This is a genomic window from Hyphomicrobium album, from assembly GCF_009708035.1.
GTDB lineage: Bacteria > Pseudomonadota > Alphaproteobacteria > Rhizobiales > Hyphomicrobiaceae > Hyphomicrobium_A > Hyphomicrobium_A album.
In genome coordinates this window covers 1,074,138-1,097,668 of sequence record NZ_WMBQ01000002.1, presented here as the reverse complement: position 1 = coordinate 1,097,668, position 23,531 = coordinate 1,074,138, and the positions used below count along the sequence as shown (strand labels likewise).

23 protein-coding genes and 1 pseudogene are annotated in these 23,531 nt (G+C 65.2%); 12 read left to right on the top strand and 12 right to left on the bottom strand.

The genetic code is table 11. The features are described from left to right. Positions 1-215: 215 nt before the first annotated feature. Complete coding sequence (locus GIW81_RS17460) at positions 216-653, top strand: universal stress protein (RefSeq protein ID WP_154740590.1); 438 nt, start codon at positions 216-218, stop codon at positions 651-653. 11 nt (positions 654-664) lie between these two features. On the opposite strand, the gene GIW81_RS17455 is transcribed toward GIW81_RS17460, so the two are convergent. The 5 genes from GIW81_RS17455 to GIW81_RS17435 form a co-directional block, all read right to left on the bottom strand. Continuing rightward, positions 665-1,654, bottom strand: coding sequence for a DUF1775 domain-containing protein (locus GIW81_RS17455; protein WP_154740589.1), 990 nt, complete (start codon positions 1,652-1,654; stop codon positions 665-667). Positions 1,655-1,698: 44 nt separating this feature from the next. Further along, positions 1,699-3,924 (bottom strand): TonB-dependent receptor family protein, encoded by a 2,226-nt coding sequence (locus tag GIW81_RS17450; RefSeq protein WP_154740588.1) that lies wholly within the window; start codon positions 3,922-3,924, stop codon positions 1,699-1,701. Between the two features lie 128 nt (positions 3,925-4,052). Continuing rightward, entirely contained in the window at positions 4,053-4,475 is a 423-nt protein-coding gene (locus tag GIW81_RS17445; RefSeq protein ID WP_154740587.1) for a DUF2946 domain-containing protein, read from the bottom strand. A gap of 150 nt (positions 4,476-4,625) precedes the next feature. Continuing rightward, positions 4,626-5,078, bottom strand: coding sequence for a host attachment protein (locus GIW81_RS17440; RefSeq protein ID WP_154740586.1), 453 nt, complete (start codon positions 5,076-5,078; stop codon positions 4,626-4,628). 67 nt (positions 5,079-5,145) lie between these two features. Next, positions 5,146-6,636, bottom strand: a complete 1,491-nt coding sequence (locus GIW81_RS17435; RefSeq protein WP_154740585.1) for an MFS transporter — start codon at positions 6,634-6,636, stop codon at positions 5,146-5,148. A gap of 524 nt (positions 6,637-7,160) precedes the next feature. On the opposite strand from GIW81_RS17435, the gene GIW81_RS17430 reads away from it, so the two are divergent. Next, entirely contained in the window at positions 7,161-7,490 is a 330-nt protein-coding gene (locus GIW81_RS17430) for a hypothetical protein (RefSeq protein WP_154740584.1), read from the top strand. Between the two features lie 507 nt (positions 7,491-7,997). Beyond that, positions 7,998-8,678: a N5-glutamine methyltransferase family protein gene (locus tag GIW81_RS17425; RefSeq protein ID WP_154740583.1), complete on the top strand. Its 681-nt coding sequence runs from the start codon at positions 7,998-8,000 to the stop codon at positions 8,676-8,678. 363 nt (positions 8,679-9,041) lie between these two features. On the opposite strand, the gene GIW81_RS17420 is transcribed toward GIW81_RS17425, so the two are convergent. Further along, the gene (locus GIW81_RS17420; RefSeq protein WP_154740582.1) at positions 9,042-9,377 is read right to left on the bottom strand and encodes a hypothetical protein; all 336 of its coding nucleotides are present in this window, start codon (positions 9,375-9,377) and stop codon (positions 9,042-9,044) included. A 175-nt stretch (positions 9,378-9,552) separates the two neighbouring features. Between GIW81_RS17420 and GIW81_RS17415 the strand changes: the two genes are divergently transcribed. Both GIW81_RS17415 and GIW81_RS17410 read left to right on the top strand, forming a co-directional pair. Beyond that, positions 9,553-10,113 (top strand): YceI family protein, encoded by a 561-nt coding sequence (locus GIW81_RS17415; protein WP_195930642.1) that lies wholly within the window; start codon positions 9,553-9,555, stop codon positions 10,111-10,113. Positions 10,114-10,221: 108 nt separating this feature from the next. Continuing rightward, positions 10,222-11,007, top strand: a complete 786-nt coding sequence (locus GIW81_RS17410) for an EAL domain-containing protein (protein WP_154740580.1) — start codon at positions 10,222-10,224, stop codon at positions 11,005-11,007. A 260-nt stretch (positions 11,008-11,267) separates the two neighbouring features. On the opposite strand, the gene GIW81_RS17405 is transcribed toward GIW81_RS17410, so the two are convergent. After that, positions 11,268-11,492: a DUF6894 family protein gene (locus tag GIW81_RS17405; RefSeq protein WP_154740579.1), complete on the bottom strand. Its 225-nt coding sequence runs from the start codon at positions 11,490-11,492 to the stop codon at positions 11,268-11,270. A 196-nt stretch (positions 11,493-11,688) separates the two neighbouring features. On the opposite strand from GIW81_RS17405, the gene GIW81_RS17400 reads away from it, so the two are divergent. Continuing rightward, positions 11,689-12,720: a FecR family protein gene (locus GIW81_RS17400; RefSeq protein ID WP_154740578.1), complete on the top strand. Its 1,032-nt coding sequence runs from the start codon at positions 11,689-11,691 to the stop codon at positions 12,718-12,720. A 5-nt stretch (positions 12,721-12,725) separates the two neighbouring features. Here the strand turns inward: GIW81_RS17400 and GIW81_RS17395 are convergent, their stop codons facing one another. Together GIW81_RS17395 and GIW81_RS17390 are read right to left on the bottom strand one after the other, a co-directional pair. Next, positions 12,726-13,031 (bottom strand): polyhydroxyalkanoic acid system family protein, encoded by a 306-nt coding sequence (locus GIW81_RS17395; RefSeq protein WP_154740577.1) that lies wholly within the window; start codon positions 13,029-13,031, stop codon positions 12,726-12,728. 82 nt (positions 13,032-13,113) lie between these two features. Beyond that, positions 13,114-13,419, bottom strand: coding sequence for a plasmid stabilization protein (locus GIW81_RS17390; protein ID WP_154740576.1), 306 nt, complete (start codon positions 13,417-13,419; stop codon positions 13,114-13,116). Between the two features lie 128 nt (positions 13,420-13,547). Here GIW81_RS17390 and GIW81_RS17385 point away from each other — a divergent pair, with 128 nt between their 5' ends. Further along, on the top strand, positions 13,548-14,795 hold the full coding sequence (locus GIW81_RS17385) for a DUF763 domain-containing protein (RefSeq protein ID WP_154740575.1): 1,248 nt from the start codon (positions 13,548-13,550) through the stop codon (positions 14,793-14,795). Here GIW81_RS17385 and nagA read toward each other — a convergent pair. From nagA to GIW81_RS17370, 3 genes are read right to left on the bottom strand one after another with little or no spacing between them, the layout of a single operon-like run. Next, positions 14,792-15,967: an N-acetylglucosamine-6-phosphate deacetylase gene (gene nagA, locus GIW81_RS17380; RefSeq protein WP_210251957.1), complete on the bottom strand. Its 1,176-nt coding sequence runs from the start codon at positions 15,965-15,967 to the stop codon at positions 14,792-14,794. The two genes, GIW81_RS17385 and nagA, sit on opposite strands and share 4 nt — an antisense overlap. Next, positions 15,964-16,995, bottom strand: a complete 1,032-nt coding sequence (locus GIW81_RS17375; RefSeq protein ID WP_154740574.1) for an SIS domain-containing protein — start codon at positions 16,993-16,995, stop codon at positions 15,964-15,966. Before GIW81_RS17375 ends, nagA begins: the two co-directional genes overlap by 4 nt. A gap of 17 nt (positions 16,996-17,012) precedes the next feature. Then, positions 17,013-17,939, bottom strand: coding sequence for a BadF/BadG/BcrA/BcrD ATPase family protein (locus GIW81_RS17370; RefSeq protein ID WP_154740573.1), 927 nt, complete (start codon positions 17,937-17,939; stop codon positions 17,013-17,015). Between the two features lie 60 nt (positions 17,940-17,999). Here GIW81_RS17370 and GIW81_RS17365 point away from each other — a divergent pair. From GIW81_RS17365 to GIW81_RS19285, 5 genes and pseudogenes are all read left to right on the top strand, one after another. Then, a pseudogene (locus tag GIW81_RS17365) lies at positions 18,000-18,926 on the top strand (N-acetylmuramic acid 6-phosphate etherase); the annotation flags it as partial. A 258-nt stretch (positions 18,927-19,184) separates the two neighbouring features. Continuing rightward, positions 19,185-21,911 carry a transglycosylase domain-containing protein gene (locus tag GIW81_RS17360; protein WP_154740571.1) on the top strand — a complete coding sequence of 909 codons (2,727 nt, stop codon included), beginning with the start codon at positions 19,185-19,187 and terminating at the stop codon, positions 21,909-21,911. Positions 21,912-22,115: 204 nt separating this feature from the next. Then, positions 22,116-22,694, top strand: a complete 579-nt coding sequence (locus tag GIW81_RS17355) for an antifreeze protein (protein ID WP_154740570.1) — start codon at positions 22,116-22,118, stop codon at positions 22,692-22,694. A 26-nt stretch (positions 22,695-22,720) separates the two neighbouring features. Beyond that, complete coding sequence (locus GIW81_RS17350) at positions 22,721-23,194, top strand: YidB family protein (protein ID WP_154740569.1); 474 nt, start codon at positions 22,721-22,723, stop codon at positions 23,192-23,194. A 156-nt stretch (positions 23,195-23,350) separates the two neighbouring features. After that, positions 23,351-23,479, top strand: coding sequence for a hypothetical protein (locus GIW81_RS19285; RefSeq protein ID WP_267873854.1), 129 nt, complete (start codon positions 23,351-23,353; stop codon positions 23,477-23,479). Positions 23,480-23,531: the final 52 nt, after the last annotated feature.

Below are 23,531 nucleotides of genomic sequence, written 5' to 3'. Positions count from 1 at the left end.
TGCCGCTCGTGACCTTTCTCATTGGACCTAAGTTTTGAATGGTCTCAGCCGATTGGGCAAGGGCGTGCGGGATTGTGGCGACCAGCCGGCCGCATCGGCTCAAGAAAATCGCCCGCGCCGACCACAAATGCGTGATCCTTGCCATGATTTAAGAGATTGCAGAGATGATGTCGGCCTTGGCCGAGCAACGAGCCGGGCCTATGCGGAGGCAGACTATGTACGCGCACATACTCATCGCAACCGACGGCTCTGATCTCGCCCAGCGCGCCGTCGAGCAAGGCCTCGCGCTGGCCAAAGCCCTGAATGCCAAGGTCACGGCCGTCACGGTTACCGAGCCGTGGACGGCTGCTGTCTCGGGAGAATGGGCCGTCGCCTTTCCGGTCGAGGAATACGAGAAGGCCACCGCCGCCAACGCCGAGAAAATCCTCGGCGGCGTGCAAGCGGCGGCGGCGAGCCTCGGCGTCACTTGCGACGGCGTGCACGTCAAGGATCAGTACGCGGCCGAGGGCATCGTCGAGGAGGCGAAAGCGCGCGGCTGCGACTTGATCGTTATGGCCTCGCACGGGCGGCGCGGCATCGCCAAGTTCATCCTCGGCAGCCAGGCCACTCGCGTGCTGGCGCACAGCGCCGTGCCTTTGCTGATCTGCCGCTGACACCCTGCGCGTCAGTGGTCGTGATGCATGTGCTCGTGGCCCCCATGACCGCCAGCCGAACCCGGGCCGGCGGCCTTCACGGCGAACTCCACGTCGACCTCACCCGCCTTCTGGAATTTCAGCTTGGCTTTGAGGATGCCGCCTTCCTTCTGCGGCTCCTTGAGACCGATAAACATGATGTGCATGCCGCCGGGCTTCAGCTCGATCCTCTGCCCCGACTGGAGCGCGACGCTGTCGAGCTTCTTCATGCTGGCAACGCCCTTGTCGTCGATCGACGTCTCGTGCATCTCGACGCGCTCGGCTGAATCCGATGAGCCGCCGAGCAATTCGTCGGTCTCCGTGCTGTTGTTGGTAATGATCGCATAGCCGGCGCCGATGCCGCCAGCGTTGCCAACCGGCCGCGTCCACGGCGCGCCGATCTCTATTGCGCCGCCGGCAACTGCCATGGCTCCAGCGACCTTGTCCTGCTTCTTCACCTCATCGCTAATCAGCGCAAGTCCGGGCGCGGGATGCTCGAGACTGTGCGCATCCTGTCCCTCCGCCGGAACCTCGCTCCAGCGGAGCTCGCCCGACGCGCACTTCTGCGTCACCGGGAAGTAGATTCGCGTATCGGGCGGCAGCTCGCCGGCGATGTAGGTCGAGAGCACGAACTGGTCGAAGTACTCGTCGGGCAGCGATCCGCCGCTCCACGTCACCCGCTTCACGCCGTCGCTCTTCGTCTCGCCGTGGTGAAACTTGTAGGTGCGGGCGTAAGGCCCCTTCTCCAGCGCCAGCGTCCATCCGGGCTTCGGCATCGGCTTCACGCCGATGACACCCTCGGGAATCTCGATCGACACTTCGGTTGTCGGCTGGCCTTCGCATCCATGCGGGATTCCGAACACCGCCTTGTAGCTTCCGCCCGCTTTCGCCTGCTTGGTCTCCAGCGAGACGTGCGCGTGCGCGGCGGTGCCGACGCCGACGATACCGAGCGCGAAGACTCCGACGCGCAAGCCCTTTAGCATTTCATCTCTCCCAAGCATTGTTCTTTGCTTCAACCTTGCGATCATCACCAACGCACCTGGACGCCCGCGTAGAGGGCGCGCCCATTGCCCGGCTCAAACAGCGCCGTATCGATGCCATTCACATTGGCAGCAATGGCCGTTGAAGAAATGTAAGCCTCGTCGGACAAGTTGCGACCTTCGATATACGCTGCGATAGGACCGCCGTCGTCGAAGCCGATTTTAGCGCCCCAGATTGCATAGGCCTGCGTAGTGAACGAGTTGGCGCTGTCGACGAAATACGCCTCCGGTACCCACTCGACGTTCGGTCCGACATAAACGCCCGAGGGGTGCTTGTAGATCAGCTCGCCGCGTACATAGTGTCGCGGGGCGCCGGGCAGCTCGTTGTTTCCCCACAGTACATCGTCGTCGTAGCGAAAGTCGCTGAAGGTGTAGGCTGTGTTCAGCCACAGCTCGTCGGACTTAGCGCCGCCCGCGAATACCCCGCGCACTAGGGCCGCGCCGAACCCGAGCTCGACGCCCTGGTGGACCGTCTTATCGGCATTGCCGACTTGGCAGGTGTTGTTCGGCTGACCGGCAGCCGTGAAGCAGATGAGCTCGTCGTCGATGTTGGCGCGGTAGACCGACAGGTCCCAGGTGTAGTCCGCGGTTCGGCCGCGCGTACCGATCTCATATGTCGTCGCCCGCTGCGGCTTGATAGCGGTGAACGGAATCTTCTGCAGGGCAACGCTCTCGCCGAAGCTCGGCGCTTCGGCCGAGCGTGAGATGTTGCCGAACACCTGCCACTCGCGCGCCACGTCCCACAGTAGTCCGACCTTTGGGCTCCAGAGATCGAACTTGGTCTCGCCGCTGACGCTGTTGAAGCGCGCATCGCGGTCGCGCGTCGCATGCAGGAACTGCGTGCCGGCGACGAAAGCGACATCCGGCATGAAATAGAACGAATTCTCGACATAGGCCGAGACGTTCGCCGACTTGTCGAGGGAGCTCGACAGCAAGTTGCCCTTCACCGCGCCGGGAAGGTTTTGATACTGCTTGTTGTCGATTTCTCCATTGTGCAGGTTGACGCCGGCGATGAAGCGGTTCTTGAACCCGGCGATGCGGCTGTCGTCGGTGATCCGCGCAAAGCCGCCGTAGTCCTCGTACTCGTAGTCGAGCCATTGGAAGATCGGATGCATCAGGTGGCGATCGACGCCGAAGGCGCCGAACTCGACCAGCGTGCCCGGGGTGACGCGGATTGCCGTCTTGTTGGCGATGCGCAGCGTGTCGATGTTGCGCTGCTGGTCCATGACAATGTTTCCAGCTGCCGCGGTCTCCGGTGACGTCAGGGCGCTCTTCTTGGTCACCGCGCCCGGGATGCGCTGACGCACCCAGTTGGCATTGACGTAGAAGCGCGTCTCGGCGTTCTCCGACAGGCGATAGCCGACGTTCATGGCGCCGCGCCCGCTCTCGCCCCAGCTATGGTCGCGGAAGCCGTCCTGCTCCTGCCAGGTGCCGGTGATGAAATAGTCGACCGGGCCCGCGACACCGCCGGAACTCGCCGCGAGCTTGTGAAAGCCGAAGCTGCCCATGTCGACGCGCGCGCCGAAAGCGTCGGCGTCGTAACCCGTGGGCATGACGAAGTTGATGGCGCCGCCGAGCGAATTGGCGCCGTAGCGCAGCGCGTTGGCGCCCTTATAGACCTCGATGTAGCGGTAGGCCGTCGGGTCGATCTCCTGGAAGTCACCGTATCCGTCCGCGGTGTTGATCGGGATGCCGTCCATGAACAGCTGGACGCCGCGCAGGTGGAAGTTGCGCGACAGGCTCGAGCCGCGGATCGACAGGCGTGAATCCTCCCCCCACTTCGGCTGCACGAACACACCCGGCACATAGTCGAGCGCGTCCTTGATGGTCGCGGATGGGGTGGAGGCCTTATAGGCCTCGGCCGGCACCAGCTCGACGCCGCCGGGTGTTTGTTCGATCTCGGCGCGCGCTTCTGCGGTGCTGGGTACCGAGAGGCTGCCCGAACGAGTAGCGGCGACGCCGCTGGCAGCGCTCGCCGCCGGGGCGGCAGGCTCGCTGGTTGCCGCCGTTGCGGGCGCCGCGGGCTTCGTTTTGGCTGACTTCTTCTTGGCTTTCTTGGCTGGCGCCGGCACGGCGCTCTGCTCGACAATCACGGGCGGCAACGGCGTCGCTTCCGGCTTGGCCGACTGGGCGCCCGCGGGCTCAGCCACTAGAATGCTCGTAACAGCTACGGCAGTCGCGCATACGAGCGACGCCTTCGTACTCCGGTACATGGTACTCGACTCCCCCAACACCACTCGGCATGCCGGCGACAGGGCGCGGCAATGCGGCTACGCGTGCATAGAGCGGCGACGGAGTGCTGCCGCATACATGCAGCTGGCGCGTCTCCGACGATCCGTTCTCAGGCGTAGAGAGGTGGGGGGCCGCGGCTGCGCGGATGGGGGACGGCTACGCCGGCGACGTCGTCCTGCACAATGGTGAGGACTGGCGAGGCGTGCGGCATCACCGGCAGCAATGCAGTGTCAGGCGTCGCGAGGGCGAGCTGGAAAGCCGCGAGGCCCTTGCAGATCGGACAGCTCGACGCCGGCAGCGCCGGATTGGAGCCGTCGGGCGAGCACATCGAGTCGGCGAACATGCCGACGTCGGCGCGATAAAGCTGCGCGGAGAACTGCGACGTAAGGTGCCCGGGGAGGAGCAGCGCATAGAACGCGACGCCCAGCAGCGCCAAGGCCGCGGCCGTCCGACGATGCGTACGCTTTACTCCCCAAACCATGGCCGCGACGTTAGCGGCGAAGTTGCCCGGCCTCAAGAGCCAACGCGCCACAGTCCTCTCGCGGCAAGTGAAAGTGTCATCCCGGCACTCGTTGCCGGGATCCATCGTTCGGCTGGAGGCGGAGCGCGCGGTTCGCTGGATCCCGGGGACATGCTGAAAGCATGCCTCCGGCATGACCCCCGAGATGACACTTAACGGCGGTCAGACAGGCATGACGGCGCCGAGGTGCTGGGGCAGCTCCGCGGTGGGCGTCTTCACCAGGTCCTTGTCGAGCTCGGCGTAGACGGCGTGCTTCACCGGTTCGGACAGCGAGGCGCGCAGGTCGCCCAGCGCCGTGGGCGGCGCGACAAGCACCAGCCGGTCGTAGGACTTGTCAGCCAGGCCCTGGGCCAGCATTTTGGCGAGGTGCTTGGCGAAGTCGCGCTTCAGCTCCCGATGCGGATCGACGCGCGGTTCGATGGCGTGGCGCATGTCGCCCGCCGAGCCCGAAGATTCGAATGAGCGGCCGAGGCCGTCGCGCACCAGCTCGCTATCGGGCCGGTGATCGCCATTGATCGCCTCGAGCTGCTCGACGCCCTTGCCCGGTCCGCGGTTGGCGAGCAGGCGGGCGTGCGCACCGTCGGCAACCAGGATCCACGTGACTGTCGGTTTCATGCTTAGCCTCCCATCCTTGTGTTCGCGGGGAGTGTCGTCGGCAAAGCTTAGGCGACGATTGACGCGGCTACTGCAACCGGCGCCCGACGGCGAAAATCGCTGCCAGCGGCACGATGAGGCCGACGATCAGACAAATGCCGACGATATATGGAAGGTTCTCGTAGTTGCCGCGCGAGACCACAAAAACTTCATTCAAATACTTGGTTTGCAGCTGTCCCGCGACGAGCGCGAGGTTCATCAGCGACGCCATCAGTGCGAACCACGTCGCCCGGTGCCCCGCAGGGGCATAGATCGCGATCAGGGTCAGCAATGGGATCATGCTGAGCTGGGCGAAGGGCGACGTCGTCGCGGTGTCGATGACGGCGATGGTGCGCGCACCGAAGCCGAACACCTGCTCGGTCCAGTTGGCGAGCCCGAGCGTCAGCCCGAACGCGGGGATCGACAGGATGGTCGTGATCACCGTCAGCCACAACAGCACCTGCGCCACCGGACGCCGCGTGATCGCATCGGAGAACAGCCACATGCCGGCGAGCGCGAGCGCCGCCCCGATCTGCGCCAGCACGCCTTGGAACGCCTCGTCGAAGCCCAAGACGTCGATCGTGAACCACGTGTAGCCCTGGCCGGCGAGCGGCATGGCGCGATAGGCGAAAATGATCAGGGCCGCATAGAAGATCACCTTCTGCGTCTCGAGGTCGAGGCCGCCGACGATGCGCCACAGCATGGCGCACACCACGACCATCGAGACGATGAAAACGACCTCCTGATTGTAGGGCATTCCGGTCAGCGCCGCGGCGACGACGAACACGCCGAAGACAATGCCGCCACCGAGGATGCGCCAATCGATGGGACGCCGCTCCACCGGACGCAGCCGAATGAGCAGGGCGCCGCTCATGGAGATGAGCGGGATGATCAGTCCGACAAGGAATACGGTCTCGTAGGTGTAGACGCTGGCGATCCATCCAGCGACGCCGGCAACCGCGAAAATGCCAGCCGACAGCGCGAGCCGTCCGAGCACCTGCACCATGCCGAGGTCGCGGTCGACATCCTCCTTCGGCCGCGGCGTGCCGTCCGGGTTCTCCCGGTCTACGACCTCGGTGCTCATGGCATCGGCGACCACGTCCTGGATCACGACGCCGAGCACGCTGATCACTGCGCCGAGGCGATAGAGATTTTCCGGGCTTGCGAAGCTCAGCCAGCCACCGGCTGCACCGGCGAGCAACAACAAGCCCGTAGCAATGAACCCCGCTCCGATAAAAACGTAGACGCGCCGCTGCGAGCCGAGGATCGGCACGCTGTCGACCAGCTCGCCGAATACCATCTTCACGGTCCACGGCAGCGTCGTCCAAACTGCGAGCTCGGCGAGCTGCACGGGGCTGAGCGTCAGCGCCTTCTTGATCCAGAAGCTTTCGGCAACCGCGATGAGGCCGAGGGCGCCGTATGCGAAGTAAACCATCAACAGCGGCAGGTAGCGGGGCCGGAAGGCCCGGATCGGGTTGAGCAGCGCTGCTTCGAACTGGCGCCAGAGGTAGTCGCCATTCCAGGTTTCCGTCGCCGCCATGCTGCCGCTCCCTGCTGCCGCGCGATACGTCTTTCACACTCTCAGTCTAAAATCGATCATCGGTGACACCGCCAGTGGCAACAGCCGTGTGGAAAGGCTTGCTCGATGGTTCGGGCGATGATCATCGACCGCCGCGATGGCCCCGAATGGATGAAAGTCCGAGGTTGGCAAGGGATTGATTGGGCATTGACCCCCGATGCTTGGGCTGCCTCGTCCGGAAAGCGGTGGCATCTCAGAACGAGATGACGGTCGACTTTCCGCTCATGGCCCATTAGCGGACATGGGATCCCGGCGAGGCCGGCAGCAGTCGTGCGGCATCCGGTGGCGTCTTCCGTTAAACACCTGCTGACCACGACACAAAATCTCGCATCGCAACATGCACTAGAGTTGGTCTAGTGTACGGATTGCGCGGCTGCATTCTGTCAGTCACCTGCTGCGCTCACTTGGGTGGCTGTCGATGGGACTGCGGGCCTCATGCTCGCTCCTACGGAACGCGACCGCATCGCGCCCCAAGGGTACCCACCATGCTAAATCTCAAAGGCTCCACAATTCTGATCGTCGGCGAAACGCCGGATGTCTCTGACCTGCGCGCACGTCTCGTTGAGTCCGGCGCAACCGTGCATGTTGTCAGTGTCGCCGGCGCATCCCTCCTGGTTCACCAGAAGCAGATCGACAGTGCTTTCATCGCCGCCAACCTGGACGACAGTACCCAGCAACTGTGCGCGGAAATGAACTCACTCGGGATTGCCCGGGTCTTCCTGACACCCGAACGCGCGGCGTATGAGCCGACGTTCGTGCGGGGCGGCCAATTTAAGAACTTGCGCCGCAAGCTGCGGACTACCGCCATAGCCTGACAATCAAAGACAGTTTGCCGTGAGACTCAGCGGGGTCCCTCACGGCATGCCTGCGGCGGCGCTCGTCGAGGGCCGGGCGCCGCCGCCACGCCCGAAGCGGACTGACCATCGAAAAATATTTTTTCAGCGCATGCCCGTCAGATCCTGGGGTTGCTTGATCACGATGTACCGCAGAAGCCACTGCCATCAGCGACACCGCCATCACCTCCCATGTTCAATGCGAGAGTATACAATTTGTGGATGTTAGCGGCTGGCAGGGTTGCTGCCGCTACTCAGTCGCGACGTTCCCATCACAGAGAGAGAGCCAGTATGAAACGCGCCACTTTCTCTCGAAGCATCTGTACGTTCTCCCGTCGCAACACTGGCAATTGCCACGTGCAGGTAGTCAACGAGCATGCTGAGCACGGCACTTAAACGTCATTTCAACCATCGTCGGGCCTGTTCGTTGCGGCGCCTCGACAGTCGTGTTCGTTGTGCGCCGAGGCTATTCAAGGTGGGGGAAATTGTATGGAGTTGTTTGGTCAGACTGAGCCTGAGACCAACAATTCCGTCCGGTTCCTAGGCATTGATCTCGAAATTCACGGCGACGTTCTCCGTCCGAGAATGGAGACCGAGCTCCTTGGCCGCGCGGCGCGCCAGCTGCTCGACGAAATCGAACCAGCCCCTGTTTGCGTCGATATGTGCTGCGGGTCGGGCAACTTGGCAATCGCTCTTGCAACGCATTGCGCCGACGCCTGCGTCCGGGCATGTGACCTCAGCGGCGATGCCATCATCACTACGCGTCACAACGTGCTGCGACTCGGATTGGAGAAGCGCATCGTCGCCCTGCAGGGAGACATGTTCGTCCCGCTACAGGGGACTGGTCTCGAGCGACAAGTCGATCTCATCGTCTGCAATCCGCCGTACATTTCGACATCTCGGCTCTTGAGCGGAGACCGCGCGCATCTACTGGACGGCGAACCTCGCGAAGCGTTCGATGGCGGGCCTTACGGCGTCACCCTGCATATCCGCCTGATCAATGAATCAGTGACTTATCTCAAGACTGGCGGCTGGCTCGCTTTCGAATTTGGGCTTGGGCAAGACCGCCAAATCGCCGCCTTGCTAAGTCGTTCGTGCGCGTTTGAGGCGCCGCTTTGGCACAAGAATGCGGAGGGTGACAACCGCGTTGTTTACGCAAGAAAGATCTAGATAGTGCCGAGCGGTACGACCGTGAACTGCCTGTCCAGTTTCTAAAGGTTGCTGTGGACTGCCCGTGAATTGAAATGTGGGTTTCCCGCGAAATATTCTGATAGCGAGCGTGCTGTCCCTGGGTGAGGCAAACAGGATAACGCACGTCAGCTTTTGGCCCATAGCGGACCAAGGCATACGCGCTTGTGATTTTTCTTCAGTTGCTTTGGCCAGCGTGCGGGGCAGCGGTCAGGGTGAGCACACGTGCGGACAAGTGCGTGGGGATTAGTTCGCGACGATGCAGGAACCCAGCGCGAATGGACGGTCGCTAGCCGCCGCTACGCGGCGAGCTCCAGGATCCGAGGTAGATGCGGAGGCGAGGGATCAGTCGCGGCCGGCGCGGGTGCGCGGCGCGACCCACGGGCTCTCGTCGTAGCCCAGCGCCGTCGGATTGCGCATGCCGGCTGCGCCGAACGCGCCGGTGCTGAACTGCAGGCCGGACTTGCTCTCGGCGGCCGCCTTCTGCTCGGAGAGGCCGAGCTGCGCACGCAGGTCGGAATCGATGCTGACGCCCGGTACCGACGTCGCATCGGGCGCCAAGTTGGCCGAGCCGCCGGACGCCGGCGCGCCGCCGCCGTGCTGCACGTCGAACGCCACTGCCGGAGATGCCAGCAGCGAGGCGGCCAGCATAAGGGCGGCAACGGTCGGCGCAGATCGCATCGGTTCACTCCTTCCGGCAAATCACTTGGCGAGTGTGGCTTCAATATTGGGCGGGTGCATGGCCTCTCAAAGCCGCGCTCACCATTAATCCGTCACGTGTGTCACAGAGGCAACGCCCGTGCTAGACGAATCGGCCAGGGTCCACGCTTTTATGGCTCGATTGCAGGGGATTGGCATGCTTGTCGCCACCCGAATTGCCGTCGTCGCCGGCGCCTGCTGGCTGTCGTTTGCGCCCGCCTTCGCTCAGGCCGTCGCCTACACCATCGACCCGAAGAAGTCTGAGGTGCTCTTCTCCTACAGCATGCCGATCTCGACGGGCACCGGCCGCTTCACCTCCGTCACCGGCATTTCCAACATCAACGACGCCGACCAGACGCAAACCACCGTCGATGCCCTCATCGACACGCGCACGCTCCGCGCCGGCGACTACCAAGCCCAGTTGCGCGGCGCAGATTTCTTTGACGTCGGCCGCTACCCGCAGATGCGCTTCAAGAGCCGCAGCGTGCGCGCGAAGAGCGCGACGAGCGCCGACATCACCGGTGACATCACCGTCAAGGGCGTCACGCGCACCATCGTGCTGCACTCGGCATTGACACCGCCCGGTCCCGGCGGAGCCCGCCAGTTTCGCGCCAAGACGCGCATCAACCGCAACGACTTCAACATGACCGCCTACGCGTTCTTGGTCGGCGAAGCCGTCGACATCGAGATCCGCGCGGAGCTGACGCCGGCACGCTAACGAGCCGCGCGCTTGAGTGAGTTGCAGCGCCAAATGCTCAAAATCCTACAAGGCCTCACCGCCCGGTAAGGTTTTTGCGCCTAGCCTTTCCGCAACCTGGAGGAGCGCATGACCTCAGAGCTCGATTTCGGCTGCCAAGGCTGCACCGGCGCGCATCTCGACCTCGACATCTCGATGGCCTTTCAGCCGATCGTCGACGTCGCCGATCGTTCGGTCTTTGCCCACGAGGCGCTGGTGCGCGGTATCGACGGAGCGCCCGCCGCCGACATGCTGCGGCGCGTCAACGACGAGAACCGCTACGCCTTCGATCAGCTTTGCCGCGTCCGCGCCGTGGAGATGGCAGCGGCCCTCGGCATGACATCCATGCTCAGCATCAACTTCATGCCCAACGCGGTCTACGAGCCCTCGCGCTGCCTGCGGACAACTCTGGAGGCGGCGCTTCGCACCGGCTTCCCGGTGGAGCGCATCATCTTCGAGACGACGGAAGACGAGCGCGTTGAAGATGCCGCCTACTTGAAGCAGATCTTTGCCACCTACCGCGCCCAGGGCTTCAAGACGGCTATCGACGACTTCGGCGCCGGCTACGCCGGTCTCAACCTGCTGGCCGACTTCCAGCCCGACATCGTCAAGATCGACATGGCGCTGATCCGCGGCATCGATAGGGATCGCGCGCGGCAGACCATCGTCGGTGCGCTGGCCGCCGTCGGCCAGCTGCTCGGCATCCGCGTTATCGCCGAAGGCGTCGAAGAGGCCCGCGAGGCGCTGGTCTTGCGCCACCTCGGCATCACGCTGATGCAGGGCTACCTGTTCGCCAGGCCTGCCTTCGAAGCCCTGCCGCCGGTGGACTTCGATGCTCTCGACCGACTGCTCGAGGCGCGCATCGAGGCGGCATGAGCCCGGAGCATGTTGCGCTAGCGGACAGCCTGTCGGAGAGGCAGGGCCGTGGCAGGGGCCGACGAGCCCTCGTCGCCAGTGGCAACCGCCACGTCCCCGCGCGGCACCCACATGGCCGCGGCGAGCACTGCAAACGCACACGTGAGCACAATGGTCGTCACGAAGCCGGTCGTGGCGGGGAAATGTTGATGCGCAGCACTGGAATGGCTCCTTGCCAACGATAACCAAACGCAACGGCCTGCCGTCGCAATCGGTTCCCCTCAGCCGCTGAAGGGCACCTTGGCCACCACTTCCCCGGAGGCGTCGGCGATTTCGAACGAGGCCTGCGGCCGGGCGCGAACCTCCTCGACCGCCTGGTCAAGCAGCATCTCGGCGCCGGCCTTGCGGGCATCGGCGATGGCGTCGTCGAGGCTGTCGAACTCGACCCCGGTCGGGTCGACCTCGAGTCCGGTCTGCGATCTGACGTGGAAGAAATAGCGAGGCATGCCGGCCTTTCCGATCGAACGAGGGCTCTAACCCCCTGCCGCGCCTTCGGTTCCGTTCTGTTAGGTGTTCTCGATGCTGCACTGGTAGGTCCATAACCTCGTCACCATCTCCATTTAGTAAGGGGATAGGAACGCCCTGTTTGGACTGTCCGCGGACTGATATAGCCTGAGGCAGCATAGACTTGCGGAGACTTCCATGGCTGCGCTGCAGCTACTCGCCATACGCGCCATCGCCTCGGCCGCAGTGACGGCCCTCGTGCTGCATGCCACCCCGGCGCGCGCCGGCTCGGGCGACGAGATCGGGGACGCGCGCACCATCATCAGCATCGTCAAGGCCGACTTCGATAAGCAGGAGCGCGAGCTGACGATCGGCGACGTCGTTCGTCAGGACGAGGTGATCGAGGTGAGCGACGACGGCAAGGGCGAGTTCCGGCTCAACGACGACACCAAGCTGGCGCTCGGTCCCGGGTCGCGCATGGTGCTCGACAAGTTCGTCTACGACAGCGACAAAAAAGCTGGCTCCATCGTTCTCGATCTAACGAAGGGCGCCTTCCGCTTCATCACCGGTGTGGCGTCCAAGCCCACCTACCAGATCCGCACCCCCAATGCGTCGATCACCGTGCGCGGCACCATCTTCGATGCCTTCGTGCTGCCCGACGACAGCGCCTGGCTGTTGCTGCACGAAGGTGGCATCGAGGTGACGTCGTCGAAGAACGTCTGTCATGTCCTCGACCGTCCGGGACAGCTCATCCGCATCGACGAGACCGGAACGGTCAGCAAGCCGGTCAACTGGAAGGACATGCCGGGCCGCGACGCCGCCGATTTCGATGTCGCCTTCCCGTTCGTCGCCACCACGCCGCAAATCGAGCCGCTGCCGACGACGACGCGCGACGGCGTGATCGAGGCCGCCTTCCCGGAATCCGAGCCCAAGGCTTGCGCAAATACGGAGAAGCCGAAGATCCAGAAGGCCGACGACAACGACGACAAGCCGAAGAAAAAGTCGAAGCGCCAGGCCTCGAACGATGACAACTACGAGCCGCCGCGCAAGGTCGTGAAGCGCAAGAAGTATGAGGAGCCGCAGGAGGATTATGGTGAGGGCGGCGCGCGCGGAATGGACATCATCATCCGCGGTGGCATGGGCGGCGGCTACCGGCCGGGCGGCTACGGCGGCGGTGGCCGCGGCATGGGCGGAATGGGCGGCGGCAGCACCGGCTACGGCGGCAAGTAGCGCGCTTACTTCTTCTCGAGCAGAACCTTGGTGCGCCCGAGTAGGACCGTCTTCAGCGGCTCCCACAGCTTCTGCAGGAGCGCCGGCAGCGTCACCTCGAGTCGCACCGCATCGTCGAGAACTTCGAGCGAGCCCGGCACCGACTGGCCCAGCGCACGCACCACGAATGTCATCTTGTTGTCGGCCCACGCCTGCTGCTCGACCGTCACGATGCCCGCCTGCGGCAGTCCTTCGAGGCCGGACTTGAGACGGCGCAGCGCCTCGGCGCGGCCGAGCGAATGGGGGATCGAGACCGTCATCGGCGCTGCCATGGCGCACACCCTCCACGTTACAGGCGAACGCGCAGTATATGTAGGCGCGCCCCAAGGACGTCGACCCTAAACGGTGTTGCGGTCAGTGTCCGCGGCGCTTGCGGGTGGCCGCCGCCTTCCTGGCCGACACCGAGCGCGCCGCAGCGGGCCGCGCGGCCGACGCTTTGCCGCCGAGACGCCCGCCCTTGTGCGCTGCCGGACGCCCGGTCCGCTTGCCCCGCCCCGAGCCGCCTGGGTTTTTGCCGCCGCCGTCGTCCTTGTTGACCGTCGCCCAGGCACGGCGCTCGGCTTCCTTCTTGCCGACACCGCGCTTCTCGTAGCCTTCGGCGATGTGGTCGGCCTTGCGCTCCTGCTTGCCGGTGTACTTCGATTTTTCGCCACGTGGCATCGCACGCACTCCTGTTGAGATAAGCCGCTAACCCGCTGCCACCTTTCGGGGTTCCTTCTCCGGGATGCCTCGCGCCGACACCTCATCTGCTAGACTTACCGAATCGTCAGAAGGGCAAAGTTTTGTCGATGGCACGCCGCACCGGCAGCGCTGACCTACCCCTGCACAACGGGCGCGTGCCGGCTTGGCTGGCATCACGCATGGCAACGCTCGGCGCCATCGTCACGCAAGCGATCGTCCATCACTACGGCCGCGAAGAATTCCTGCGGCGCCTGGCGCATCCCTTCTGGTTCCAATCGTTCGGCGCCGTCATGGGGATGGACTGGCACTCCTCCGGCGTTACCACCAGCGTCATCGGCGCCTTGAAGCGCGGGCTGGCACCATTGTCTGGAGAGCTCGGCATCCACGTGTGCGGCGGTCGCGGCAAGCATTCGCGCAAGACGCCCGACGAGCTCACCGCCCTTGGCGAGCGCGTCGGCTTCAACGCGCCGTCGTTGACGCGCGCCAGCCGCCTCGTCGCCAAAGTCGACAGCGCCGCGGTGCAGGACGGCTTCGACCTCTACCTGCACGGCTTCTTCGTCACCGACGACGGGCAGTGGACCGTCGTGCAGCAGGGCATGAACGGAGAGTCGCGGTATGCGCGACGCTACCACTGGCATTCCGGCGAGGTGCGCGACTTCGTCGACGCGCCGCACAGCGCCATCGACGGCCCGAGCCAAGGCAACATCGTCAACCTTACGGACAAGCGGGCGGCACCGTCGCGGTCGGCGCAGCTCGAGCTGCTCTCGGATCTCGGTCCGGACCGCATCGTCGGTGAGTACGCGGCTCTGGTGCATGAGCCGTCGGCGCAGCCGACGCTGCCGCATCTCGTCATGCCGGCGCATCATGACGTGCGTGCGTCCGATGTCTTCACCCGGCGACTGCACGGCACCCTCGCCGCCGCGGCCGATCGAGGGCCTGTCGATTTCCCCGAGCTTCTGCTCACACCGGGTGTCGGCGCACGCACCGTGCAATCGCTCGCCATGGTGGCCGAGGTCGTACACGGCGCGCCCTACCGCTTCGAGGACCCGGCACGCTTCTCGCTGGCGCACGGCGGCAAGGACCGGCATCCGTACCCCGTGCCGATCAAGGTCTATGACGAGACTATCCGCGTCCTGAAGTCGGCCGTCGAGAACGCGAAGCTCGGACGCGATGAGCAGATTGAGACGCTGAAGCGCCTCGACGCCCAAGCACGCAAGCTCGAGCGCACCGCGGGCGGTCCGTCGCTTGACGCATTCATCGCCGGCGAGCGTCAGCGCTCACCCGATCTCGATGGCCGCTCGGTGTTCGGCTGGGAGAGGGATCTAGCGCCCGGCGGCAAGGCTCGGTCGGGCTAGGCGTCCGCCGCCACGTGCGTGTGCGCCGCCGCCGGCACACCCGCGATCCACGTATCGAGGATGCGAATATCGGGTGCATCGAACGCGACCATGTCGGCGCGGAAGCCCGGCGCCAAACGCCCGAGCACGGTTCCGAGCCCGAGAAACTCAGCTGGCTCAGTCGAGGCGAAGCAAAGCGCCGAGGTGAGCGGCAAGTGCAAGTCGCGCACCGCGTTGCGCACGCTGCTCGCCATGTCGATGGCGGCGCCCGCCAAAGTCCCGTCAGCGCGCATGCAGCGCCCATCACGCACGCTGATCTCCTGGCCGTAGAGCGTGAAGGTCTGCTTGGTGCCGCCGACCGGCGGCATGGCGTCGGTGACGAGCATCGGATGCGCCGCCCCGCGCAGCGCAAGCCGAAGCATCTCCGGCGTCACGTGCGCGCCGTCGACGATCATGCCGAACCAGGCCGCGGGCGCCTCGAGCGCCGCAGCGATGGGTCCGGGATCGCGGCTGCCGAGCGGTCGCATGGCATTATAGAGATGCGTGAAGCCGGTGAGGCCGGCGGCGAGCGCCTCCTGCGTCTGCTCATAGGTCGCCATCGAATGACCGAGCGAGACGCGGACGCCAGCGAGCGACAGCTCGCGGATGAAATCGAGCGGCACACGCTCAGGCGCCAGTGTCACGAGAACATTGCCGGATGGCCAGCTCGTCAACAGCTCGAGGTCGCTCGGGGTCGGCGCACGGAACATCTCTTGGTCATGCACGCCCGGCTTGTCGGGTGACAGGAACGGCCCCTCGAAGTGAATGCCGAGCACGGCGGGATTCTCGCTTGCAGCCGATTGGGCCGCTGCCATCGCCGTGCGCATCTTGTCCGGCGTATCGCTGATGAGCGTCGGCAACAGTCCCGTCGTCCCAAAGCGCCGGTGCGCTGCCGCGATCGCCAGAATGCCAGCCGATGTCGGCGTGTCGTTGAACAGCACATCGCCGCCGCCGTTCACCTGCACATCTATGAAGCCCGGCGCGAGCCAAGCGTCTCCCCTCAGGGCGTGAACCGGCATCGACTCCGGCACGCTGGCGCGCGGTACCACATCGACGATATGGCAACCGTCGACGATGACCGCGTGGTCGTTCAAGACGCTGATCCCGTCGAACACGTTGCGCGCGGCGATGGCGTGGTAGGGCATTCCGGTCATAGCGTGCTCGTCACTTTGCTGAGGTGGCGCGGGCGGTCGACGTCGATGTCGAGCCGCGCCGCCAGTTGCACGACCATCGCGTAAAAGCTCTGGATGAGGCAGATGGCGTCCGCCTCCGGCTGGTCCGGCGGCAATGCCGGCAGGCGCGTCGCCGTAGCAACGCCCGGCTCGGCAACGAAGAGCGCAGTGCCTTTGCCGCGGAGCTCGCCGGCGAGCTGGCGCATGCCAGGGGCGGCGGCATCGGTCGGCATGAACATGAGCACGGGATAGCGATCGGAGACGAGCGATACCGGGCCGTGCAGGAACTCCGCGCCGCTGAACGCTTCAGCGTGCAGATTGCACGTCTCCTTGAGCTTGAGGGCTGCTTCCCGGGCGATCGCGAGCGTCGATCCGCGGCCGATGGTGACGAGGCTTTTCGCGTCGCTCAACGCAGATACGGCGGCGCTCCAGTCCAACATGGCGGCGTCGGCAAGCCGCGACGGCAAGCGGCCGATGGCGGCGGCGAGCTCAGCATCGTCTGCCCAGTGCGCCGTCAGCCGCGCTAGCGCGGCCGCCGTAGCGATGAACGTTTTCGTCGCCGCCACGCTAAGTTCCGGCCCCGCGCAAATGGGAATGACGATGTCGCACATCTTGGCGAGGGGAGAGTCCGTAGCATTGACCACGGCGACGCACAGTGCGCCGGTCCGCTTGGCGCTTTCGGTCAACGCCAAGAGATCGTCGCTGCGTCCCGATTGGGAGATGGCGAGCACGAGCTGGTTGTTGAGCTGCAAGGCGCCGCCGTAGATGCTGGCGATGCTCGGCGCCGCCGGCGCGACCGGCAGGCCGACATAGCGCTCGATCAGATGCTTGGCAAAGGCGGCTGCATGGGCGGAGCTGCCGCGAGCGCACGTGACAACGACCTGCGGCGGGCGCTTGCGCAGGCGCGCGACGAGTTCTGCCAGCGGCGCGGCCATGCTCTGCTCCTGGCGCACAACCGCCAGCGGAGCCTCGCTCAGCTCCTGCGCCATTTTCACTTCAACGCCGCTCATATTCAGCCCGGCTGCTTTCATCCATTCTGCGCCGCGAGCAGCGACTGCGCCATCGCCTTGGCCTCGAGCCGCGCCAACTGCAGCGCGCCGCTCAGGGCGTCGCCTTCCGGCGTTACGAGCCGCTCGCGCGTCTGCGGCGAGAGCCACCTTTCCATGCTCGCCGCCAGGCCGCCCGATAGCGCCAGTCGTGTCACTCCCAACGCCGCCAACCGTGATGCCATTCCATCGATATGGTTCGCCGCACCGCGCATCAACTCGCACGCCACGGCGTCGTCGCGCGCAGAATACTCGACGACCAGCGGCGCGAGCACGCCGAAATCGCGCGGCTGCGCCTGCCCCATCCAGCGCACGATCGCGTGCGGATCGCCGTCAAAGCGCGCCAGGATCCTCTTCAGCAGTCCCGTCCAGGGAATGCGGCCGTCATAGGCCCACAGGACCCGGCGCGCCGCCTCGCAGCCGATCCACGCGCCGCTGCCCTCGTCCGACACCGGGAAGCCCCAGCCGCCAACGCGATGTTCGCGGCCCGCCACGATGCCCCAGCCGACGCTACCCGTGCCGACGATGATGATCCCGCCGTTGCGGCCACCATGCGCACCGATGCAGGCGGCATGCGCATCCGTGGTGATCAACGTATGAGAAAACGGCAGGTTGTATGTGCGCGCCGCCGCAAGGTGGGTCGGCTCGCTCGCCCCCGCCAGCGCCAGGCAGGCGACGATATCGGTATCGGCCAGCGACAGCCCTGCCTGCTCGAGGCAAGCGTCGGTCGCCCGCATGACCGACGCAAAGCTCTCCTTGAGCCCAAAGCGGATGTTGGCCGGCCCCGCTGCGCCCTCGCCCCAAACCTGACCCTCGAGATCGGTCAAACGGGCGCGGCAGCCGGTTCCACCGCCATCGACACCAAGAAGTAACGCCGTTACCGCCATTGGATGCAGGGTCCCGAGCATCTACGTTATGTAGGCGCGTCACTATAAACGCGGCACAAGCCAGTCAGAGCCAACCCTGCACGCATGCATACGGAACAGTTAAGTCCGCGCTACGCCGATATCGACCTCTGGCCACCGGCCGACGTCCTGGATGCGATGATCGAGGGGCAATTGTCCTCGGTCGCTGCCGTGCGGGGTGCGAGGTCGGCAATCGAGCAGGCGGCGCTCGCCATCGAGGCCCGCCTGCGCAAGCAGGGGCGGCTTATCTACGTAGGAGCAGGTACGTCGGGGCGCCTCGCCGTTCAAGATGGCGCCGAGCTGATGCCGACGTTCAGTTGGCCGGCGGAGCGGCTTTTGCTGCTGCTTGCCGGCGGCGACGCCGCCATGACGCAGGCGATCGAGGGCGCCGAGGACGATATTGCGCGCGCCACCGAACTCATTGCCGAGCACGACATCGGCCGGGACGACGTGTTGATCGGTGTGGCGGCGAGCGGAACGACGCCCTTCACGCTCACTTGCCTCCTGGAAGCCGGCCGCCGCGGTGCCTTGACGGTCGGCATCGCCAACAATCCCGACACCCCGCTCCTCACTGGCGCCGACCACCCGATCTACCTTGCCACTGGGCCCGAGCCAATCGCCGGGTCGACGCGCATGAACGCCGGCACCGCCCAGCGGATCACGCTCAACTTGCTTTCCACCCTGGTAATGATCCGCCTCGGCCGCATCTATCGCGGCATGATGGTCGAAGTGCAGGCTTGCAACGCCAAGCTCGCTCTCCGCCGGGAAAGAATGGTGGCGCACCTCACCGGCCAGAGCGAAGAGCCCGTGCGTGAAGCGCTTCGCCAGGCCGACGGCAGCGTCAAGCTCGCCGTGCTTCTGCTGCAGGGCTATCAGCTCAGCGAGGCCCAGTCGGCACTCGACGGCGTCGGCGGCAGGTTGCGCGCGGCGCTCGATCATCTCGCTAAGCGCGGTGCGCCAAATCTCGAAGTCGCCAAAAGCGACGGCTGACGCCTTTCTCCTAGACACAAAGTACAACGCCGCGCGCACGCACGGCGCCAAAAGCCGCGCGCTGTCGGCAAAGCGAAAAACACTCTCAATTCGCGAAGATTCAAATGGCGCGCATCCCGTTCGGAACATGTAAACGCGGTTCACCGGTTTCGGTTGTGGTCGCCCGATGTTTGCACGCTCATGCGCGTGACCGCGCCAGGAAGAGCCGCGGCGGGCCCCGTTAAGGGGGGCCGGAGCGAGTGCTTCGACGAGGGCTGAATGCCGGTTGCTGATGACGGAGGCGAAGCCGGGTATCGAGCCGCCGGTCTCGCCAACGCGCGATCTCAAGACGGGGTCGATCAAAGTCAGACACGCGCTTCGCAGACGATGCGTCGCTGGGCCATCGGCGCCGTCCTGTGCGCGCTCGCCGCCGCATTGGTCGTCTATGCCGGCGTTCATTGGGCGATGACCGAGATGGGTCCCCCGCCGTTTGCCCGCGTCACCCATCTCATGCCGACGGCGGCGCACATGAGCGATGCCGTCGAGCCGCAAGAGCCCCGCCAGCCTCCGCTCGATCCCGACAAGGTCGACCCGCGCTACCTTCGCATGCTGTTCGCGTTCGAGGACCGCCGCTTCTATTCGCACTACGGCGTCGATCCCTACGGATTGCTGCGCGCGGCGCGCGATCTCGTCCTCAACGGGCGCATCGTCACCGGCGGTTCGACGCTGACGATGCAGGTCGCACGCCTGCTCGACAATCAGTATCGCCGCACCCCGACGGTGAAGCTACGGCAGATCGTGCGCGCCATTCAGCTCGAAAGCTCGCTCACCAAGAAACAAATCCTGCGCCTCTACCTCGGCCTCGCGCCGTTCGGCGGACGCGTCCGAGGCGTGCGCGCCGCAAGTCTCAAATTCTTCGGCAAGGAGCCGCATCAGCTGTCCGTCGGCGAGGCGGCACTCCTCGTCGCCCTACCGCAGGCGCCGGAAGCGCGCCGCCCCGATCGCGATGCCGAAGCTGCGCTGCGCGCGCGCAACTTCGTCCTCAAGACCGTCGCCACCGCCGGCGTCGTCACCGCAGCCGAAGCCGAACTCGCCAGTCGTGAACCGCTCACCGCAGAGGCTCCCCCCATGCCCGAGATCCCCACGCCCAAGCCCGCCGTCACTCACGTCGCCGGATTGTTCGCTGGCCTGACGCTCGGCCTCAATGTCATCGTCGCCACCCCGGCCACGGCGGCTCCCATGCAACCGCCGCAGTCCCCGCCCAGCTATTTTCTGGGTTCGGAGGAGCAGGTGGCGCTCGATGTGCGCCGCCGGCTCTTGTCGCCGCTGCCCGCAGGCACGCAGCAAGCTGATCGCGACGCGCTGTGGATGTTTTACGCCGGGCGCGACGCACCGGTCTGGGCGGCAATGACGGGCTGGACGCCAGCTGCCCGCGCCGTGATCGACGAGATCAAACGGGCCGACGATTGGGGACTGGACGCTGCCGCCTTCGACATTCCTGAGCTACCCGCCGCAGGAGGCATGCCGCTGCCGGCACGACAGCTTGTCGACGCCGAGATCGGTCTATCCCTGGCCGTGATGAAGTACGCGCGCTACGCCCGTGGCGGCCGCATCGAGGACCCGGCCACGCAGCTCAGCTCGTATCTCGATCGCAAGCCGCAGGTCCGTCCGCCGTTCCTCGTCATGACTGGAATCGCCGCCGCCGAGGCACCCGATGACTACCTGCGCAAGCTACACCCGCAGCACGAGCAGTTCGAAAAACTGCGTCAGGCGTACCTCGCGCGCCGCGACGGCGCCGCAAGCGAGACCGTGACTATTCCGAAGGGCTCGAAGATCAAACCAGGAGCGACGCACGAGCAAGTCGCGCTCATCCGCGAGCGCCTCGGTATCGCCGCCTCCGGCGAGGACGCCAATCACTACGACGATATGCTCGCCGACGCCGTGAAGCGCTTTCAGGCAAAGCACAACATCTCGCCGGCCAACGGCGTAATCAACGCCAGTACCCGCCGTGCCCTCAATGAGCGACAGAACGTCAGCCTTGCCACCCTGCTCGCCAATATGGAGCAGTGGCGCTGGATGCCGGAGGATCTCGGCGACGTGCACGTCTGGGTCAACGTGCCGGAGTTCCGCGTCCGCGTGGTGAAGGATGGCGCGGCCGTGCTCGACGAACGCGTGATCACCGGCGAGACGAGCACGCAGACACCGATCTTCTCCAAGGACCTCGAGACCATCTACTTCCACCCGCGCTGGAACATCCCCGAGAGCATCAAGGTGAAAGAGGTGTTCCCGAGCCTGGCGCGCGGCGGCGGCTACTTCTATCGGCAGGGCTTGAAGCTCGTTCGCAACGGCAAGGAAGTTCGCCCCGGTAGCGTCAATTGGTACAAGGCGGACGTCCGCAACTACGACATCTACCAGCCGTCGGGTCCGGGCAATGCCCTCGGCCTCATTAAGTTCACCTTCCCCAACAAGCACTCCGTCTACATGCACGACACGCAGAGCAAGGGCTTGTTCGACGCCAGCCAGCGCACCTTCAGCCACGGCTGCGTGCGCGTGAAGAACCCGCTCGCGCTGGCGCAGCTCCTGCTCGGCATCGACAAGGGATGGACGCCCGAGCACGTCGCGCAGCTCGTCAAGGGTGACCCGGAGGAGATCGCCGCGCACCTCGACAAGCACATCCCCGTCCACCTCGCCTACTTCACCGCGCAGGTCGACAGCGACGGCGAGGTGACGAGCGAGCCCGACATTTACGGCCACGAGAAGCGGATTACCCAGGCGCTGCAAGGCAAATGGAAGGACATCGACAAGGGGCCCGATCACCTCGCGCAGGTGGAGCTGGCGCAACGTCTCGATGACGCGCAACAGGCTCGCAAGGGTCGCAGCGGCGGCGGCCGCCGCGTCGTCAGCCGCAGCTACGGCGGTGGCGGTGGTGGAGGCGGCGGTTACTCGGCGCGCGTCAGCAGCGGGTCCACGGCGAACGACGTATTCCGGCGCAGCTTTGGCTTCTGAGGGACGACCACGCAACTCTCTGCATGCTCTTCGGCGCATGCAGAGAGCGCGGGCGCGACGACATCTCGATCGTGGCCAATGCCGGCGATAAAATGGAGGGCGTTTTGTTCGCCATTGATAAAGCCTGCAGAGAACCTTCGATTGCTCGACGCGCCGCGCGGGTGATCTGTGTGTGCCACTCAATAGATGCGTGATGAGGGCGCAATGTCGAACAGCGAATACCGAGTTACTTTGATCGTCGCGGCGTTGATACTGGGTGCGTTCGCGCAACCGGCCAGCGCGCTGACAATGAAGCAATGCAGCGAGAAGTATAAAGCTGCCAACGACGCCGGCGGCGTCGGTTCTATGAGCTGGAACGAGTTCCGCGCCGCCGAGTGCGGCACCGGCGCCAGCATGGCGATCAAGAAGACGAAGGCGGCACCCGCCTCGAAGTCGGCACCCGTCTCCGAGACCGCCGGTGCGACGATGCAGGAATGCAGCGCGCGCTATCAGGCGGCGAAATCCGCCGGAACGCTCGGCGCCATGACGTGGAACGAGTTCCGCTCTGCCGGCTGCCCCACGACGGTCGCCAAGCGCAGCGGCAGCATGATGCCGACGATGGGCACGATCTTCCCCGCGAGCATCGCCAAGAAGTACGCGAGGATGCCCGCCGGCAAGGCCCGCATGCTCACCTGCCGCGATCAGTATCGCGCCAACAAGGACGCCGGCGTCGCAGAGCCCAAGTGGACCGAGCAAGGCGGCGGTTACTACAGCGAGTGCAACAAGCGACTGAGTCAACAGTAGGCGAAGCGAGTAAGAGGAGAGCGATCATGGGAATTCTCGACGACGCACTAAAGCAGTTTACGCAGGGCGGCGGTGGTAACGCCTCACAGCCGTTGGTGGTGATTCTGCAGGAGCTGCTGGTCGGCAAGCCGCAGCAGCCCGGCGTGCGTCAGGCTTCGCCGCAGCAAGAAGCCGAGGTGCCGCAATCAAGTGCTGCCCCGCAGGGCGGTGCCGGCGCCGGCGGACTCGGCGGATTGCTCGCCCAGTTACAAGCGGCCGGTCTCGATGACGCGGTGAAGTCGTGGATCGGCACGGGCCAGAACAAGCCTGTGCAGCCCGAAGACCTTGGTGATGCGCTCGGTAAGCGAGCCGTGACGCAGATGGCCGACAAGGCCGGATGCAGTCAGCAGGATCTTCTGTCGCAGCTGGCGGCTGCGCTCCCGGGCATCATCGACAAGCTCACGCAGGATGGGCGTGTCCCCACCCAGGCGGAGATCAACCAGCGCATTCGGGGCCAGTAGACCCAAGCGCTGTCGAACCTCTAACGGCCGGCGCCGGCGAAGGCTCGCGCCGGCTGCATCGTGTTTACGACGGGCAGGACTCACCTGCGCATCTGACCGGCTTGCGCGGCCAGCGTCATCTCTTGTATGCACCCGTCGACATAGAGGAGAACTGCAATGCCGAACTTGTCCGACTCGCGCCGTAAGAAGATCCAGGCGCGCCAGCGCAAAGCCGAGAACACCAAGAAGCGCGAAGCGAAAATCACCAAGAAAGAACGCAACGCCAAAGCCGGCGCTTCCCGCTAATAGTGTGGGAGACGCGGCGCACCTGCGTCGCGTCCCGCCACCCATTTCAGGG